16 protein-coding genes are annotated in these 16560 nt (G+C 60.6%); 3 read left to right on the forward strand and 13 right to left on the reverse strand.

Going from position 1 to position 16560, the window contains the following annotated elements; translation table 11 throughout:
- Positions 1-333 precede the first annotated feature (333 nt).
- Positions 334-1263, reverse strand: a complete 930-nt coding sequence (locus tag R0J92_RS17660; protein WP_411052583.1) for a LysR substrate-binding domain-containing protein — start codon at positions 1261-1263, stop codon at positions 334-336.
- 88 nt (positions 1264-1351) lie between these two features.
- Here R0J92_RS17660 and R0J92_RS17665 point away from each other — a divergent pair, with 88 nt between their 5' ends.
- Entirely contained in the window at positions 1352-2020 is a 669-nt protein-coding gene (locus tag R0J92_RS17665; protein ID WP_411052584.1) for an FMN-dependent NADH-azoreductase, read from the forward strand.
- Positions 2021-2094: 74 nt separating this feature from the next.
- Here the strand turns inward: R0J92_RS17665 and R0J92_RS17670 are convergent, their stop codons facing one another.
- The 7 genes from R0J92_RS17670 to R0J92_RS17700 are packed head-to-tail and all read right to left on the reverse strand — an operon-like array spanning position 2095 to position 8954.
- On the reverse strand, positions 2095-2796 hold the full coding sequence (locus R0J92_RS17670) for a DUF1989 domain-containing protein (RefSeq protein WP_411052585.1): 702 nt from the start codon (positions 2794-2796) through the stop codon (positions 2095-2097).
- Positions 2797-2798: 2 nt separating this feature from the next.
- Positions 2799-3692: a polysaccharide deacetylase family protein gene (locus R0J92_RS17675; protein ID WP_411052586.1), complete on the reverse strand. Its 894-nt coding sequence runs from the start codon at positions 3690-3692 to the stop codon at positions 2799-2801.
- Positions 3689-4957: an amidase family protein gene (locus R0J92_RS17680; protein ID WP_411052587.1), complete on the reverse strand. Its 1269-nt coding sequence runs from the start codon at positions 4955-4957 to the stop codon at positions 3689-3691. Before R0J92_RS17680 ends, R0J92_RS17675 begins: the two co-directional genes overlap by 4 nt.
- Complete coding sequence (locus R0J92_RS17685; RefSeq protein WP_411052588.1) at positions 4954-6072, reverse strand: ABC transporter ATP-binding protein; 1119 nt, start codon at positions 6070-6072, stop codon at positions 4954-4956. The genes R0J92_RS17680 and R0J92_RS17685 overlap by 4 nt, the downstream gene beginning before the upstream one ends.
- Positions 6069-6890 carry an ABC transporter permease gene (locus R0J92_RS17690; RefSeq protein ID WP_411052589.1) on the reverse strand — a complete coding sequence of 274 codons (822 nt, stop codon included), beginning with the start codon at positions 6888-6890 and terminating at the stop codon, positions 6069-6071. The genes R0J92_RS17685 and R0J92_RS17690 overlap by 4 nt, the downstream gene beginning before the upstream one ends.
- Positions 6891-6893: 3 nt before the next feature.
- Positions 6894-7781, reverse strand: a complete 888-nt coding sequence (locus R0J92_RS17695; RefSeq protein ID WP_411052590.1) for an ABC transporter permease — start codon at positions 7779-7781, stop codon at positions 6894-6896.
- A 57-nt stretch (positions 7782-7838) separates the two neighbouring features.
- On the reverse strand, positions 7839-8954 hold the full coding sequence (locus R0J92_RS17700) for a spermidine/putrescine ABC transporter substrate-binding protein (protein ID WP_411052591.1): 1116 nt from the start codon (positions 8952-8954) through the stop codon (positions 7839-7841).
- Between the two features lie 105 nt (positions 8955-9059).
- On the opposite strand from R0J92_RS17700, the gene R0J92_RS17705 reads away from it, so the two are divergent.
- Positions 9060-9932, forward strand: a complete 873-nt coding sequence (locus tag R0J92_RS17705) for a LysR substrate-binding domain-containing protein (RefSeq protein ID WP_411052592.1) — start codon at positions 9060-9062, stop codon at positions 9930-9932.
- A 739-nt stretch (positions 9933-10671) separates the two neighbouring features.
- Here R0J92_RS17705 and R0J92_RS17710 read toward each other — a convergent pair.
- The 3 genes from R0J92_RS17710 to R0J92_RS17720 form a co-directional block, all read right to left on the reverse strand.
- Positions 10672-11811 carry an aminotransferase class V-fold PLP-dependent enzyme gene (locus tag R0J92_RS17710; RefSeq protein ID WP_411052593.1) on the reverse strand — a complete coding sequence of 380 codons (1140 nt, stop codon included), beginning with the start codon at positions 11809-11811 and terminating at the stop codon, positions 10672-10674.
- Between the two features lie 66 nt (positions 11812-11877).
- Complete coding sequence (locus R0J92_RS17715; protein ID WP_411052594.1) at positions 11878-12549, reverse strand: amino acid ABC transporter permease; 672 nt, start codon at positions 12547-12549, stop codon at positions 11878-11880.
- A gap of 83 nt (positions 12550-12632) precedes the next feature.
- Positions 12633-13442, reverse strand: a complete 810-nt coding sequence (locus R0J92_RS17720; protein WP_411052595.1) for an ABC transporter substrate-binding protein — start codon at positions 13440-13442, stop codon at positions 12633-12635.
- A 185-nt stretch (positions 13443-13627) separates the two neighbouring features.
- On the opposite strand from R0J92_RS17720, the gene R0J92_RS17725 reads away from it, so the two are divergent.
- Positions 13628-14287 (forward strand): GntR family transcriptional regulator, encoded by a 660-nt coding sequence (locus R0J92_RS17725; protein WP_106164468.1) that lies wholly within the window; start codon positions 13628-13630, stop codon positions 14285-14287.
- 366 nt (positions 14288-14653) lie between these two features.
- On the opposite strand, the gene R0J92_RS17730 is transcribed toward R0J92_RS17725, so the two are convergent.
- Positions 14654-15712 carry an ABC transporter ATP-binding protein gene (locus R0J92_RS17730; protein ID WP_411052596.1) on the reverse strand — a complete coding sequence of 353 codons (1059 nt, stop codon included), beginning with the start codon at positions 15710-15712 and terminating at the stop codon, positions 14654-14656.
- A gap of 55 nt (positions 15713-15767) precedes the next feature.
- Complete coding sequence (locus R0J92_RS17735; protein WP_411052597.1) at positions 15768-16559, reverse strand: IclR family transcriptional regulator; 792 nt, start codon at positions 16557-16559, stop codon at positions 15768-15770.
- Position 16560 lies beyond the last annotated feature (1 nt).

The following is a 16560-nucleotide window of genomic DNA, read 5'->3' on the forward strand; positions in this document are numbered from 1 at the left end:
GGCTTGCTCATACCACCCGTCTAACCGTATGGATTCGTGTTGTGAATCCTTCGCGGTCAGAGTTCTGCAACAACGCCAGGCTGACGCACGTTTGAATTTTTGCGAGTGCACGGCGTTTTTCCAGCGTGATCTAAATTGGCACTAGGTTAAACTATCGCGGCCAATAGGAGAACTCGTCCAAGTAGGTTGGTTTGGGCTCTAACCGGGCCTCTGCTGTCAATTCGCAGTGCTGCACTGCCGCCCCCTAAGGAACGCATTCAATGCGGGTGCGCAAACAGAAGCCTCGGAGCAGTCGGTACCGCAGGGCATTCGGGAATTGCGCGCGTGCAGCGGCTACCCGGAAGCACGCGCCCATGAAGCAAAGTGCTCAACTTCTGCAAAGCGCGGATGATTGCTGCGGCTCACCGCCCAAAAAGTTCTGCCAGGCAAAACCGCGTCAGACAGGCGCACTAAGTGCCCGGCTGCGACAGCGGGGCCAGCCAACACGCTGGAAGCCAGTACCACGCCTTGACCGGCAAGCGCCGAGTCTATGGCATTGATTTCCTCTGAAAAGTGCTGTGCGATCTCGGGCACCGCAGCCCCGAGCCCGGCTGCGTGAGACCAGCGCTGCCAGCTTGGCGACGCTTCCGCGCCGCAATTCCAGCGGTACTGGATCAGCGGCAGGCGCAAAATACCAGCGTCGTCGTTGGTCTGAGACCGGCGCAGCAGTTCCGGCGCGCAGAGCGGGATCAGGTTGTCTTCGAACAGCGGCAGCCAATGGTCTTCTGGTTGCGGCTGGACTGCGTAACGAACCGCAAAGTCGACATCACTACCGGAGAGGTCTACCGGCTGGTTGTCGGCCTCGACCTTCAGGTTCAATCCGGTCTGACTGCGCAACGCGGGCAGGCGCCGCATGAGCCAGAGGCTGGCAAACGCCACCGTGACGGACACCGTCAGCGGACGGTTCGTCTCCTGCTGCGAAATCCCCGCGATGGCGCTGCTCATGCGGTCGAAACTCTCGCGCAGTACCGGGTATAATGCCGCGCCTTCTGCCGACAGGCGGATTGGGCGCGGATAGCGGTGGAAGAGTTTCACCTCCAGGATCTCTTCCAGCTGGCGGATCTGGTGGCTGATCGCGGTTGGCGTCAGGTGAAGCTCGGCCGCGGCTCGAGCGAAATGAAGATGCCGGGCGGCGGCTTCGAAAGCACGTAGTGCGTGGAGCGGAGGCAGGCGCCGCATCGGTTCAATCCTTTCCGTTCGGGGTGGTGGCAGGGTGAATTTCATTCACCCTGACCATGAGAAATTCGCTTTCGCCAGAGGCTTGGCCGCTTGGTAGGCACAATGCGCAGTGCATATACTCAGGAGATTGCCCATGCCCACTCTGTTGCGAATTGATGCAAGCGCCCAGCTTGAAGAACGCTCCCTCACACGTCATCTGACCGGGCTGTTCACGCAGACCTTTCTGGCGCAAGTACCGGACACGAAAGTGATCACCCGGGATGTCGGTTTGAACCCGATCCCTGCGATCGACCACAAATTCATCCATGCGGCCTTTACCCCGTCCGACGAACGTGAGCCGTGGATGAACGAGCGTCTGGCCCTGTCCGACGAGTTGGTTGATGAGGTGATCGCGGCTGATATCGTTGTCCTGGGCGCGCCGATGTACAACTACGGAATGCCGACCGCCCTCAAAGGCTGGATCGACCACATCGCGCGGATCGGTCGGACCTTTTCCTTTGACCTGGCCCGCGGCGACACGCCGATCGAGCCGATCCTGTCGGGAAAACGGCTGGTGGTGCTGTCGTCGCGCGGTGAATTCGGCTTTGCGCCGGGTGGGCCGCGCGCGCATCTCAACGCGCTTGACCCGGCGCTGGCAGCTTGTGCGCATTACTTCGGCGTGGCACAGGCAGATATCGAGACGATCGCGATCGAATATCAGGAATTCAAAGATGCGCGTCACGAGGCGTCGGTTGAATCGGCAGAGGCCCGTACCCGCGACCTGGCCGCGAAACTGGCCGGTGGGACGGCGCAAGCGGCCTGAAACAACCCTTTGAAACGGTAAAGCTAGGTGGCGCGGATTTAAAACCGCGCCACCAATTCGTTTTGCGGTCAGGTTCATTCGGGTTCCCGGTGCAGCTTGACTTCCAGCGCGCTTGGCTCAGCATCTTCGCCATTGATCGGCAGGAGGTCCATCGGGCAGCAGGAAATCACCACCACAGCATCCATTTCAGCGCGGAACAGCACTTGATCCCCTTTGGTCGAGACAGGGGGGCGCCACTCCATTGCGCCACCTTCGATGACAGGCGTGTTCATCCAGAGGTTCAGCGGGCAGGGCACCGATGTCGGGCGCAGGCCGATGGCCCGCAGCGCCATGCGCAGGTTGTCGGTGCAATTGTCGTGATACCCCTGATGTCCAAGTTGGGCATACCGGTGAATATCGCAGGACGCGACAAGCGTGTCGTGAACGCCGGGCGAGCTGTCCTCAACCAGTGTCAGGATCGGGCGCCGCCGGTTGGTCACCAGCGCGTCGCCGGGACGTGGCGAAATGCGACGCAGCGTCGGGCGCAGGTGCTCCATCGACAGATATTCGTCGCAGTCATCTTCGACAAAGGCCCAAAAGTCTCCAATCTGGCTGCCGTCGCGGTTGATAACCGACAGCAGCTCTCCCTTCTTTACGCGCATCGCCCGGCCCTGACGGGCGGGAATGGTGTAGGTCGTATTGGGGCTGAGTCGGCCATCCTCTGCAAGCGTCTGATGTGCGCTCGGGTTTTCACCGTCGGGCCGTGCGGCATCAAAGGGGGTATCGCGGGTATCCATCTTTATTTCTCCATCAGGACGGGATGAGCGTAGGGCGCTGCGGGCTCACGGTGCGGCTGCCAGGCGCCTTCGGCCTCCTGGCTTGCGGCGTAGGCGGCGATCTCTTCCAGCGGCGCGAACCAGACATCGCCTCGCGACAGCACCTCTTCGAGCCACCGCTCCACCACCCGCCAGCGGGCCAGCCGCCCAGTCAGGAAGGGGTGCCATATCCCGATCCAGAGCCCGCCAGCCGCGTATTGCGCCTCAAATTCCTCAAAGGAGGCCTCCAGCCCGCGGCGCGGCGACATCACCGGCATCTTGTAGCCGATCTCGTCGAAATGCGCGAAAGGCGGCCAGTCATCGCTGCCCCAATGCACCGGCAGCTCATAAAGAGAGCCGGCTGCGGTATCGATCCGATAGGGCAGGTCGTCCGCCATCATCGAGCTTTCATAGGTTAGCCCGTGCTTTACCGCGAGCGACAGCACCTCGGGGGTGACGTTATAGACGGGGGCGCGGTAGCCGCGCGGGGTGCTGCCGGTCATCTGCCGGTGAACCGCAAGCGCGCGTTCGAACCAATAGGTCTGTTCCTCGGTGCTCTGTTCGGCGGGGTCTTCGTGCAGGTATCCGTGGTGGCCGATCTCATGCCCACCGGCAAGGATCGCCTCGACCGTTTCGGGGTATTGTTCCATCACCCAGCCGGGCATGAAAAAGGACTGTTTGAGCCCCAACCGCCGGTAGGTTTCCAGAATGCGCGGCACACCGGAATTCGGACCATAGCGGCCCATGCTGATCGGGTAGAGGCGACGGTGACCATCGTCCGGACGTGCGATGTGGATCAGGCTGTCGGCATCCACGTCAAACGTGATCGCACAGGCACAGCGGGCACCGTTTGGCCATTTTATCGGGTTACGGATCATGTCAGGGTTTCCTTCTGCATCAGCAGCGTTTCGACAATTGCCGCGGTGGCAAGCAGAGTGCGGTCACAGTCTGGCGGACCGACCAACTGCACTCCCACCCAAGCCCCCGCATTCGTTTTCCCGACGGGGAGAGAAATGGCGGGCAAATCCAGCAGGCTCGCAGGCATGGTCAGGCGTAGAGCCGCAGTATTTGTTGCGGCAAAGGTTTCGGGATCTTCCAGCAGCGGCGCCAGGTGCGGGGCTTCGATGGCAACCGTCGGCAGGAGGTAGATGGTACCGGAGGCACGGACGGTTTTGCGCAACGCTCTGGCACCCTGTTTGACGTGCGCGATCTTGTCCGGGTCCAGGCCTGCTGACGCACGCAGCCGCGCCGCGACAAAGGGGTCAAGGTGAGGAGCGCTCTCGGTCTCGAGCAGATGCCCATAGGTTTCGGCCGCCTCAATGGCGCCCGGCCAGCCGCCCGCGCGGATCAGCGCCAGCGCCTCATCCAGAGGCGACTGTCTGGTGTGCTCCAACAGGACACCCGCCTGTCCGAGAGCTGTCACCGCCTCCTTGCAGCGCTGGGAGACCGGCGCGGAGACATCGCTCGCGTCGAGCACGTCGCTGAGCACCGCAAGGCCGCTGGCGATGTCCGGGTGGGCGTTGTCGCCGGACAGGATCGCATCCAACTCGATGATATCGGCAACCGAGCGGGCAAAGCTGCCAACGGTGTCATAGCTGGGCGCGAGTGGCATCACGCCGCTCGTCGGATACCGTCCGCGCGTGGGCCGAAAGCCCACCACGCCCAGAAACGCCGCTGGCACCCGGCAGGAGCCAGCAGTATCGGTACCGACCGCGAGGCGGGTGATCCCTCGTGCGACAGAGGCCGCAGCCCCCGAGGAGGACCCGCCCGGTATCCGTCCCTCTATCATCGGTGTTCCGTGGTGTGGATTGTAGCCGATACCGGAGAACGCCAGCTCGGATTGATTGGTGACACCAATGCTGACCAGACCGGCCTTGCGGGCGCGCACCACCACCTCAGCATCCGCTGGGGCAGGGGACTCGGGGCGCCAGTGGGCGGAGCCTGCACGCGGGGTGGCGCCCTTGATCGCGATCATATCTTTCCAAGAGACAGTACTCCCATCCAGGGGGCTCAATCTCTCGGTGCGACCATCGCTTTGACGAGCTTCCGCGCGGGCCCGGTCCTGCAACAGGGACAGAAAAACCTCCCCCTCCCGCCCGGCTCGACGCAGAGCCTCCGTGGTATTGTCGAGAACAGACCTCATGCAGCTCTCACCTTGGGGCCCGGCTCCGACTGTTGCGCACGCTCCAGAAGAAATCCGTCATCGGAGTGCCAGGACGCATAGACCCGCGCGCCGATGCTTGCGTCCAACTGCTCCAGATCCCGCTGTTGAAGCTGCGCCACAAGGCTGTGACCTGACGCGGTTTCAAGATGCAAATTGACGACGGCCCCGGCAAACTCCTCTGACACCAGCGTGCAGGCGATTTCGTTTTCGCCCCAACCCGGCTCAACCGTCACGGAGATCCGGTCCGCCCGTACAGCCAGATCTGCGGCTGCGCCTTCGGCTAACCCGCTGCTGTGGGAAAGCCGGACTTTGCCGTCGCGTGTGTCCAAGAAGCGCTTGCTGCCCTCGCTGCCCGAAACCTTTCCTTCCAGCAGGCTGATCCCGCCGACAAACTGAGCAACAAATTTGCTGCGCGGTCGCAGAAAGATGTCCTGCGGGCTGCCAATTTGCTCCACTCTGCCGGCGTTCATGATGACAACCCGGTCGGCGAGCGAAAAGGCCTCGGAATGGCTGTGGGTGACATAGACAAAGGTGATGCCGAGCTCGCGCTGGAGCTTCTTCAGTTCGCCCTGCATCTTGATTGCCATATGGGCATCGAGCGCCGAAAGCGGCTCGTCCAAAAGCAGCACTTTGGGTTCCAGCACCAGGCTGCGGGCGAGGGCAACGCGCTGTCGCTGACCACCTGACAGACGCGCGACATTGCGGTCTGCGTAGGTGGTAATGCCCAACCGTTCCAGCCAGTCGTCAGCGCGGCGGCGGCGTTCTGGCCCGGCAACGCCGCGCATCTTCAGTCCGAACTCGACGTTTTCCCGCACGGTCATGAAGGGGAACAGCGCTAGGCTTTGCCAGACCATGGGGGTTTCCCGCTCCCAGACCTGCAGTTGGTCGATCCGGTTGCCCGCAAGGGTGATCTCACCGCGGTCTGCGGTTTCAAGACCGGCAAGCATGCGCAGGCTCGTGGTCTTGCCACAGCCGGACGGCCCCATAATTGCGATGAACTCCCCTTGCGCAATATCCAGCGAAAATTCTTCGACGGCGATGAAGGTACCATAGGACTTGGCAAGCCCCGCCAGTTTCAGATGTATGTTGGTCATGATGTCTCCTCCTTGGACATGGCGCCGCCGCTCTGGCGCAGGACCACGGCAAGCGCGATCAGAACCAGCGTCAGGGTGACGGAAAAACTCAATGTGCCGATGACGTGGATGGTGGGGTCGACCTGCCCTTGAAGCGTGGTCAGAACCGCAACGGGAATGGTCTGGTTCAAGCCGCCCGTGAACCAGGAGATCACATATTCGTCGAATGACACGGCAAAGGTGATCAGGAAGGCGGCAAGGATGGCCGGCAACGTATGCGGCAGCACGATGCGGGCGAGCGCGGAATGGGGCAGGGCACCGAGGTTCTGGGCTGCGGTTTCCAGCGTCTCATCCAGTTGCGCCAGACGCAGACGGCAGACCGCCATCGCAAAGGGTGCGGCGATCACGACATGCGCGGCAACCACTGCGGCAAGCGTGCCGGCAATGCCGATGCGGGAGAAGAAGGCCAGCATCGCCAAACCCAGGATGACCAGCGGCACCGTCGGCGGCAGCAAGGCCAGCGCCAGCACGGCTTTCTGGCCAAAGAACCGAAAACGGTAATCCGCATAGGCTGCGGCAAATCCCAGGGCTGTGGCAATCAGCGCGGTGATCCCGGAAACCGTCAGGCTGTTGCTGAGGGCCTCTAGCATGGCGCGGTCGGTCAGGACCTGCGCGTACCACTTGGTGCTGAACCCGGACATGCTGAGGCTTGGGAAGCGGTCAGCGCTGAAGGAAAACAGGACCGCCGACAGGATCGGTGCGTACAGCAGAAGGAAAACCAATGCGAGTCCGGCAACCCAGAAGGCTTTTGGCAAGGCGTGTTTCAGATGCGGAGGCATGTCTTATCCTTTCTCGCGATAGGCCCAGAGGACGGTTACAAAGGCGGTGATCAACAGGCTGGCGATCATCAGCAGCGACACCACGGCGGCGCGCGGCCATTGCTGACCGGCCCGAACAAGGTCCGTCACGAGGATCGGCAGGGTTTGGAAGGTGCCGCCGCCCAGATAGGAGGCGCTGACGAACTCCGCGTAGGACAGCAGGAAGGCAAACAGCAGCCCCAGCGTCAGCCCGGGCCGGGCTGCGGGCAGGATGATGCGGAACAGGATGGCTCCGGGCCGGGCGCCAAGGTTGGCGGCAGCCGAAATCCCGGTCCGGTCCACATTGGCAAGGGCGATGGTCTGCAGGATCAGGACCACCGGCAGCGCCAGCGTTGCATGGCCGAGAAGCAGCGCGAAATAGGTGTTGAGAAGGCTTTCCCCCTCGCCACCAAACGCCTGAATAACCGAGGAGATCACGCCGCCCTCTGTCAGGAAGACCTGCCAGGAATAGATGCGGACGAGATAGCTTGTGAAAAACGGCGCAATCGCAAGCCCCAGCAGGATCAGCCGCTGGCGCGGCGCAGCGACAAAGGCCATCGCGTAGGAGGCCGGGAAGGCCAGCAGCGAAATCGCGACCGCGCTGGCCATCGACAGACCGTAGCTGCGCCAGAAACTGGCCCAGAGAAAATCGAGGCCAAGAACATACCGCCAGGCCGACAGCGTGGCGTCCGGCGTCAGCCGGTAGTTCACCACGGACCAGAATGAAATCGCCACCAGCAAGCCAAGCGGCACTGCAAAGAATAGCAGCAGCCAGGCAGGCAGCGGCAGGACCCAAAGCGCCTGCCAGGCACGGTTAAAGAGAAAGTGGAACCGGCGCCCCGAAGTGCGGGCCGGGAAAGCAGAGGAAGTCATGTCGATATCTCCGATAAGGCTGCGGCCCCGACGATTGCGCCGAGGCCGGACCGGACATCAGGCGTTTTTGTAACGCGTCCAGGCGTCGTTCCAGGTTTCCAGCGATTGCTGTACCGGAAGTTCCCGCAGTTGAATGCGCCCGGCGCGGATCTCATCGAGTGCATTGGGTCCGTTCAGCACCATGTTCTGGCGCTGCGCCTCTCCCGGCAGTTCATCATTCAGCCGCGCCCAGCCCGCCCGCGTCGGGATCATCGCCGGATAGGCCTTGAGCGTGGCGGTCTTTATCTGACCCTCTGGCGACAGCATGTATTGGATGAATGTCCGGGCCAGATCCTGGTTTTCCGATTGCGCACCGATCGACAGCGACTCGGTCCATTGCAGGCCACCTTCCTCGGGGATGGTCGTCGTGACATCCGCACCATCGCGGGCCAGCACGCCGGTGATCCAGTCGCCGATGCCGGGGATTGCGGAAACCTCGCCCGAACGCAGCGCCGACAGCATCCCGCCGTAATCATAAAAGCCGCGCACCTGAGGCCGGAGCGACATCATCGTCTCGGTCAGTTTCGCCCAATGCGCCTCATCAAGGTCAAACGGCGACGCGTTGCCATTGAGGAGGCTTAACGAACCCAGGTTGGGTAGATGCCAATCGAAATGGCCGATGCGTCCCTCGTGTTGCGGCCCCCACATGGTGCGATAGCTGCGGGCTTCCGCCTCGCTCATCGCGGCGCGGTTATGGGACAGCCCGAGGAAACCGAACCGCAGGAAAACCGCATAGGGCTGACCGTCGAACCAGTGGCCACGGAAATTCTGAAACTCCGGAAAGAAGTCGTCGAACGGGTAGTCCTCGGGCGTTAGCGGCTCAATGAAGCCCGCTTGCTGCAATTGCACGACGTATTCCGCATCCGACAGGATTACATCGTAGGTTCCGGCCGGAGACTGCGCCATTTGAGCAAGCATTTGATCGCCGCCAACATACTCCTTGGCACGGATGCGAACATTGTGCGTCTCCTCGAATGCGCCGATCACATCGGGGTCGGCATGGCCTGCCCATGTGAGCATCGACAAGTCTCGGCGACCCTGTGCGCGCAGGACGGCCGGGGTGGCGATGACGGCCGCGCCCGCAAGCGCCCCCTTGATCAACCGCCGCCGGGTGGTGATAATATTATGTGTCATTTTTCCCTCCCTTTTCATTCCACAAGCTTCAGAAAGAGGAGGCCCAAAAACAAATGACCATTCGTCAGGCCAAGCTGAGTTTTCTTTGCGCAAGTGGGCGACGTCATGCGTAAACTACCGCCGTTAAACGCAATTCGAGCCTTCGAAGCGGTCGCCCGAAGGCTCAGTTTTGCCGAGGCGGCGGAGGAGCTGAGCGTCACCGCCACCGCCATCAGCCACCAGATCAGACATTTGGAAGCCTATCTTGGCTACCAGGTGGTGGAGCGCCGCCCCCGTCAGATCGCCCTCACTCCCGCCGGGCAAGAGTTGTTCCCCAAGCTGCAGACCGCGTTTGATATCTTGGGCGAAGCCTTCGCCATGCTCGACAAGGATGTCGAGCAATCGCTGGTTCGGGTCACAACCACATATGCCTTTGCGGAACGCTGGCTGGTTCCGCGCCTGCCAGAGTTTTTCGAAAAGCACGGCGAGATCAGGGTGGAGGTCGAAACCGATGACGACGTTCTGGACTTGCGGGTTGACCGGCTGGACCTGGCGATCCGATATGGCCCGGAGGCCTCGGTGAATGAGGACGTCGAGGTTTTGTTCTCGGATCGTTACATCCCAGTCAGTCTGGCTGACCGCCCGGAAACTGGCTTGCAGGACAGCCGGTTGCTGGGATTCCGCTGGCGCAACCCGGATATGGGCGGCCCGACCTGGGAAGAATGGTTCAAGGAAGCCGGGGAGCCGTTCCCGTCGGACCGCATTATCCGTTTCAGCGATGAAAGTGCGGCTTTTAACGCGCTGGATCAGGGGCTGGGGCCGCTTTTATCCAGCAGTGCGTTAGTCGAAAAAGGTCTGCAAACAGGCCGCTACCGGCAAATCCCTGGTCCAGAGCTGCGCGGATTTGCCTATTGCCTTGTGCTCAATCCGCTGTCGCGCAACAAGCACGGCGTTAAGACCTTCGCCGATTGGGTGAGGCAAGCTGCCAAACAGATATGAGCCCAATCGTCTCTGCATCGACAGCATTCATCTTTCCAGGTTTCAAATATGCCTAGACACAGATCTGGGCATCTGGCGCACAATCGCGCCCTATAGCAATCAGTTCGCGCACCCCATTGTGCGCTGATCCACATGGTTCAGTAGTGATCAAACAACTTGGACGAGCTTCGAAGAATTTATGCAATCGTCTGCGCTGGGTCGAACGATTGAAGAGAGCAGTGCCGCTGGCCGTAATACCCTGAACCTAAAAAATATCCACTTGCCGAGATGCAAGCCCTCTGTCGTGATTTCCATGGCGGGAGTCCGTTCCTGCCGGCAGATGAACTCCTCAGCTTGCCGCAACGTGCGGCGGTTGGAAGAGCATGCAGCGATGCACGCCGCCGAACTGGCGTTTGTGTCTACCCGAGGTGCGGGACCTCTGACAACAGCAGGGGGCACGTTGGGTTGCGCATCTAGGTCATCGGCGAAGGCGCCAACCAGCCCACTCGAACCCCGCGGCCTTAGCTGGGGACCAAGCGACCCCGGCCTTGCCAGTCAGCAAGAGTGCCTCGCCACGGGCTAAATCCGGAATGAAGAGCCGGGCGTGGCCGCGAACCTCGATGTTGCCGAGCGTGTTGTCGTACAGGTTGTCCTAGCAGTTTCCGCCAGCCAATCGACGTCATTGCTAGGCCTTCTGTGTCTCTCTCGGGCACGCAGCCCTTCGTTGCTGCGTGCCTGATCCGCTTTGGGTCACGGTCGCTTAGTTCACAAGCTCGCGCAGTGCGGTGATTGTACTTGCAATGCCTGCCTCCGTCGTCAGAATGCCGGGAGACATCCGAAGGATCTGGCTGCGGTTGTCGACGTAGATCTGCTGTTCAGACAGGGCGGCTACCACACCAGAAGCCTGTATGTGATCAGGCAGGGTGACCATCAGGCTGCCGCCGCGCTGGTCGGGGTCTGACGGGCTGGCCAGCCGTAACCCCATATCCTCCAACCCGGCTTGCAGCAGGGTCGTCAGCGCGCGGTTCTCCTCTGCGATCACGGCGCTGTCCTGTGCCATGCGCCACTGCATCGCAGGCAGGCTCGCGATCGCTGGAACGCTTGATGGTGTGCCACTGTCGAGGCGGCGCGCATCATCGGCAAACGCGAAGGCATCCAACGCCCAAGAGAATGGATTCTCTTGCGAGAACCAGCCGCGCATTTCAGGTTCGCTGCGCGCCAGGAGGTCTTCGTCCATGTAGATAATACCCGCGCCGGGGGTTCCGCACATCCACTTCAGGCTGGTCGACAGGGCGAAATCTATTTTAGGAGTGGTGACATCATAGGGCAGGAGGCCAGCACCTTGCGTAAGGTCCACTCCGATCAGTGATCCCATGGATCGTCCATGCGCTACGAGCTGTGGAATGTCGAGGCGATGCGAACTTGTCGAACTGATCCAGGTCAGCAGCGCCAGGGCCACATCTTCATCCCATTCCGTCATGATGTCTTCAGCCTCAACCCATTGGCCTCCTTGCCGAAATGGCACAGTGGCGAGGGTGAAACCGAAGCGCTTCGACAGCCCGGTCAGCAGAAAGTGCAGTGAGGGAAAGCCATCCTCGGCCACCAGTACTTTCTTGCCACGCAATGTGCCCTCAGGCAGCGCGCCAATCACGGCCATCAGGCCCGTGGTGACACTTTCGGTTGTGGTGACGGTGCCTTTGGGCGCATGGATCAGCTGGCCCCAAAGGTCGATGAACTGCTGGCGCTTGCCCAGTACATCGCCCCATTGATCGCCGTTTGGCGCAGACCAGACATCTGCAAAGTCCGCGAGGCCCGCGGTCATATCGGCGCGCTTACCCTCGTACTGACCGATGGAGTGGTAGAGGAGATAGGCGTCGCCCTTCCCCGTTAGTGTGGACATGGTCGTCTCCGTTCATATTTGCGGCGAAAGGCCTGCGCCCGTTGGTGGCGCGCGAAAGGGGGCTTTTCAGCGATAGCCCCGCTTGAAATGTTGTTCTAGCCAGCCGGTCAGGCGCACCAGCGGCCACAGGATCGCTATATAGAGCAGCGCTGCCAGAACTAGCGGTGTCGGGTTGGCGAAGAGCGCTTGGGCATCGGTGGCCTGCTTTAGCAGGTCTTCCATCGCCACGACCGAGGCCAGCGAGGTGTCCTTCATGATGGCAACGCCGTATGAGGCCAGTGGCGGGATCATCATGCGAAACGCCTGTGGCAAGACAACTTTGTACATTGTTGTTGCGAAGGACAGGCCAAGCGCATCGCAGGCTTCGAATTGCCCTTTCGGGACCGCTTCGATGCCGGCGCGCACCACCTCGGCTGTATAGGCCGCCAGGACCAGCGCCAGTGCAATGGTCGCGGCCACGAAAGACGAAAATACAATTCCTGCAAAGGGGAGCGCGTAGTAAACAAGTATCAGCACCACTAGGACCGGGATGGCGCGAAAAATATCGATGTAGAACACTGCCAGCAGGCGTAGCCACTTCGGCCCATATAGCCGCATCAGGCAGACCAGCACGCCGAGCACGCCGCCGAACAGGATCGCTGCCGCGCCAAGGAGAAGGGTGTTCAACATCCCCCGCATCAGAATGGGAAAGGCACGGCGCATAACGTCGAGATTGAAGAAGATGTCGAAGATTTCCATGGTGTGCTCCGATCAGGTCGCGGTCGTGTCGACAGCTGCACGTGCAGGCGGAAATGGTCACCGCCTGCACGTTCAAGCGAAGCTCAGTCGGCGGAGGTGGGGATCGGCAGCGGCTTCACGGTCACGCTCCCGGCAGCCGGGGCAACGCCAAGCCATTTCTCATAAAGGGAGGCCATTGTTCCGTCTTCTTTCATGGCGGAGATGGCATCGTTGAATGCTTGCAAGTGTTCTGAGTCTTTTGGAAGCATGATCGCAAACTTGTCGCCGGTTGGGATCTCTGCGGACACCTGAAGCATATCCATCTGTGGCTGCGCAAAAGCGTAGCGCAGGCTGACGATGTCGTTTACCGCCGCTTCGATCCGTCCACTGCGCAGGTCGGTCAGCATATTCGCGGTGGTGTCGTAGCTGGAATAAGCTTTGTAGCCCAGTTCATCCTGACGCTCTTTCAGCCAGTTTTCCGGAAAAGACGTGGCGATCGACCCGATGCGCTTTCCCTTGATGTCGTCGATGCTGTTGATGTCTGCATCCTTCTTGGTGCCCACGCCAAGCGCGCCGGAGAAATAGGGCTGCGTGAAGGACTGCGCCTCAAGACGTTCATCGGTGATCGTCAGCGAGGAAATCACGGCATCCACACGGCCCGAGGCTGTCGCCACGAAAAGGGCACGAAAATCGAGGCCGTCGATCTCAGTCGTCGTGCCGAGGCGGGTTGCGATCTCATTGATGATGTCGACTTCGAACCCCTCAAAGTCACCCGCTTCGTTCTTGAATTCCCAAGGCGGGTTCGCCGGGTAGGCTCCGATCTTAAGGGCCTCCTGAGCCATGGTGCTGGCGCCGGAGAACGTAGTCAGCGCCGCAACTGCGAGGCCGGTGAGCAGATTTCGTGTGGATGACATTGTGGTTTCCCTTGTTGCGTGGTGAAGCGCGTTTTCGCGTCTTGTTGTCGATATCGTTGGCATGTTTCGTATACGGATACAAACATTTTGTTTAAGCTTGAAGTTTATAATGGCGCTATAGAAGGGTTAAGTCTAAGGTTGCCTGCAGCTTAGGACCAAGCTTTAGTATACAGTTAGGGGCGATCATGGCGGACACACCCAAGCGCCACATGAAGGACAAGATTTACGAAACCTATCTGGGGCGTATCCAGCGGGGCGAGATCACATATGATGACCGCCTCGTCGACACCGCGATCGCGGAGGAGTTTCACGTATCGCGTATGCCGGTGCGTGATGCGTTGATGCGCCTGACGCATGAGGGCTACCTGGAAAGCACGACGAGAGGCTTCACCTTGCCCACCCTGCAGTATGACCAGATACTCGACATGTTTGAGTTGCGCCGTCTGCTGGAGCCACGTGCGGCTGCGCTGGCCACAGCCAACCTGACCGAGGCCGACCTCGAAACACTGACCGAGGCCGTCGCCCGTTCAGAACGAACTCTGGAGACGGGCGATGTCGAGAGTCTTTACGCCGCTTCAGAGGATATTCGCCGCACCTGGATCATGGCAGTGCCGAACGTTGAGCTGCGGGAGACCATTCTGCGCTACATGGCGCAAATTCAGTCTGTCCGGCTGGTGACGCTGCGGGATGAGGAGGCACATCACACGCTGGTCGACCTGCATCGCCAGATGCTGCAGGCCTTTTGCAGTCGCAACGCTGCGCATGTCGAGCTTTTGCTGCTGCGCTATGTCTTTGCCGGGGAGGCCAGCTTTCTGCGCATAAAGGGGGAGGGGCCTCACGGTTGAAGTCAAGCACTGGCTATGAATGGGGCCTCGACCGCGTTGTTGCACGAATCTTTCGATGGAGGATTCCACTTGCGAATTCATGCGGTTACACGCGCCGCATGCGCAAGGCCCCTCCCGCCCGTGATCGCACGACGAGCTGGTTTAACAACAGACGCCTGCTTGGCCCAATCGGAAACATCCCGCCAGCACAGGCTGAAGGGCTCCCATATGCTCAGCGCGACGTGTTCGATATGCGCACATGAAAAGAAGCTAGGCCTCCGACAGGCCCGGCGCGATTCAGTTCGTTTATTCAGCCTCTATATATAACCCGGCTGCTGGCGGGTTTCGGCTGCTGAGGCTAACAGCCGAAATCAGCGGGTCAGGGCGCTAGCGAAGCCGCATTTCTGTCTTTGCGTCGAATAGGAAGGCATCATTGTCCGAAAAATCGAGGCTGATGGAGGCACCTTCATCAAGCGCATCTTCGCCACGCGTTTCCACAATGATCTTGGAGCCGTCAGCGCAGATCAGGTGATCATAGGCAACCGCGCCCAACCGCTCGCGCAGGTCCAGTGTCGCGGGTCCTCCTGCGCTGACAGTGATTTGCTGAGGGCGCAAACCTACAATGACTTTGGATCCTTCTGGGGGAAGCGTCACAGAGGTGGTGATCTCACGACCGCCAAATGCGTCGACCGTGACCTTGCCACCGCACACCTTGCCTTCGACAAAATTCATGCTGGGAGAGCCGATAAAGCCCGCGACGAAGCGATTATCGGGGTTGTTATAGAGGTCCATCGGCTTTCCGACTTGTTCCACCCGGCCTGCACGTAGGACGACGATTTTATCCGCGAGTGTCATCGCCTCAACCTGATCGTGCGTCACATAGATCATGGTCGCGCCGATCTCCTTGTGCAGGCGTGCGATTTCCACTCGCATATCGACGCGCAGTTCTGCGTCAAGATTGGAGAGTGGTTCGTCAAACAGAAAGACATCGGGCCCACGCACGATTGCGCGGCCAATGGCGACGCGCTGGCGCTGACCGCCAGACAGAGCCTTGGGTTTGCGCTTCAGATATGCGTCAAGTTGCAGGATGCGGGAGGCCTCAGAGACTTTTTCCTTGATTTCCTCTTTGGGATGGCCGGTCATTTTGAGGCCAAACCCCATGTTTTCTTCAACACTCATGTGGGGATAGAGCGCGTAGGACTGGAACACCATCGCGACGCCGCGCTCTGCCGCTTCGACGTTGGTCACGTCTCGACTGCCAATATGGATCTGGCCTGAAGTCGTTTCCTCGAGGCCTGCAACCATGCGCAACAAGGTGGATTTGCCGCAGCCCGACGGTCCGACAAAGACACAGAACTCACCGTCCTCGATGTCGAGGTTCACATCAAAGATGGTTTGTACTTCGCCGTATTTCTTCACGGCATTGGTTAGCGTTACGCCTGTCATGGATGTTGTCCTCTCTATGGGCGCGGGTGTTTCCTGGCCCGACGCCACTCCTCCTTCAGGTGGGGAACTGCCAGCTTTCAGCAGCCTCCGCGATCTCGTTTGCGGTCGTTAGCAACCGTGGCTTCAGCGTGGTGAGCCCTTCCAGCGATTGCCGTTCGGTGGATGAGGTGATGGAAAGTCCGCCCATGACCCGACCCTTGGAAGAAAGGATCGGGGCGGCGATACAAATGATGCCAGGCTCATGCTCTTCGCGGTCAAAGGCGATCCCCTGCGCGCGAATGCTGTCGAGGTCGGCGCGAAAATCGGTCTCCTCACCCAAGGTGTGAGGCGTGTGCTGGAAAAACGCTTGCCGCCGGATGGCATCCTCGCGGGCGTCTTCGTCGAGATGTGCGATCATCGCCTTGCCGACGCCGGTGCAATAGCCGGGGCCGATTTTGCCCGCCTGGCTGAACATCTCGATCGGGGTGCGGGCGTTGCGCTTGTCCACATACAGCACCTGACCGTGATCCAGTTGCGCGAGGTGAATGGTCTCTCCGACCTCAGCCGATAGTGCATCGAGATACGGGCGGGCGACCGGCGCGAGCGAGCTTTGCCGCCATGCTGCGTGCGCGAGCCGCACCAAGCGCAGGCCGGGTGAATAGGTCTGCTGAACTTCATCGAAGCGCAGCATGCCCTGATTCGTCAGCGTCTGGATCAGACGGTAGAGCGTGGCCTTGGGGTGGGGCGAGGCTGCGAGCAATTCTCCAAAGCGCACTGGACGTCCATATTCCGCGACCTGATCCAAAACTTCCAAGGCTTTTCCGACGGTTCCGTCGTTGCCGCGCTGCGGCGCATCCGGCGTTGCCATT

It is taken from the genome of Tritonibacter sp. SIMBA_163, assembly GCF_046535935.1.
In the GTDB taxonomy this organism is placed as follows: Bacteria; Pseudomonadota; Alphaproteobacteria; order Rhodobacterales; family Rhodobacteraceae; genus Epibacterium; species Epibacterium scottomollicae.

What these genes read in the sequence shown, in the direction of transcription:
- R0J92_RS17670 (WP_411052585.1), bottom strand. Translation starts at nt 2,796, where the DNA reads ATGGATACCCGCGATACCCCCTTTGATGCCGCACGGCCCGACGGTGAA.
- R0J92_RS17720 (WP_411052595.1), bottom strand. Translation starts at nt 13,442, where the DNA reads ATGTCATCCACACGAAATCTGCTCACCGGCCTCGCAGTTGCGGCGCTG.
- R0J92_RS17685 (WP_411052588.1), bottom strand. Translation starts at nt 6,072, where the DNA reads ATGACCAACATACATCTGAAACTGGCGGGGCTTGCCAAGTCCTATGGT.
- R0J92_RS17680 (WP_411052587.1), bottom strand. Translation starts at nt 4,957, where the DNA reads ATGAGGTCTGTTCTCGACAATACCACGGAGGCTCTGCGTCGAGCCGGG.
- R0J92_RS17730 (WP_411052596.1), bottom strand. Translation starts at nt 15,712, where the DNA reads ATGACAGGCGTAACGCTAACCAATGCCGTGAAGAAATACGGCGAAGTA.
- R0J92_RS17675 (WP_411052586.1), bottom strand. Translation starts at nt 3,692, where the DNA reads ATGATCCGTAACCCGATAAAATGGCCAAACGGTGCCCGCTGTGCCTGT.
- R0J92_RS17665 (WP_411052584.1), top strand. Translation starts at nt 1,352, where the DNA reads ATGCCCACTCTGTTGCGAATTGATGCAAGCGCCCAGCTTGAAGAACGC.
- R0J92_RS17715 (WP_411052594.1), bottom strand. Translation starts at nt 12,549, where the DNA reads ATGGAAATCTTCGACATCTTCTTCAATCTCGACGTTATGCGCCGTGCC.
- R0J92_RS17700 (WP_411052591.1), bottom strand. Translation starts at nt 8,954, where the DNA reads ATGACACATAATATTATCACCACCCGGCGGCGGTTGATCAAGGGGGCG.
- R0J92_RS17705 (WP_411052592.1), top strand. Translation starts at nt 9,060, where the DNA reads ATGCGTAAACTACCGCCGTTAAACGCAATTCGAGCCTTCGAAGCGGTC.
- R0J92_RS17710 (WP_411052593.1), bottom strand. Translation starts at nt 11,811, where the DNA reads ATGTCCACACTAACGGGGAAGGGCGACGCCTATCTCCTCTACCACTCC.
- R0J92_RS17725 (WP_106164468.1), top strand. Translation starts at nt 13,628, where the DNA reads ATGGCGGACACACCCAAGCGCCACATGAAGGACAAGATTTACGAAACC.
- R0J92_RS17660 (WP_411052583.1), bottom strand. Translation starts at nt 1,263, where the DNA reads ATGAAATTCACCCTGCCACCACCCCGAACGGAAAGGATTGAACCGATG.
- R0J92_RS17735 (WP_411052597.1), bottom strand. Translation starts at nt 16,559, where the DNA reads ATGGCAACGCCGGATGCGCCGCAGCGCGGCAACGACGGAACCGTCGGA.
- R0J92_RS17695 (WP_411052590.1), bottom strand. Translation starts at nt 7,781, where the DNA reads ATGACTTCCTCTGCTTTCCCGGCCCGCACTTCGGGGCGCCGGTTCCAC.
- R0J92_RS17690 (WP_411052589.1), bottom strand. Translation starts at nt 6,890, where the DNA reads ATGCCTCCGCATCTGAAACACGCCTTGCCAAAAGCCTTCTGGGTTGCC.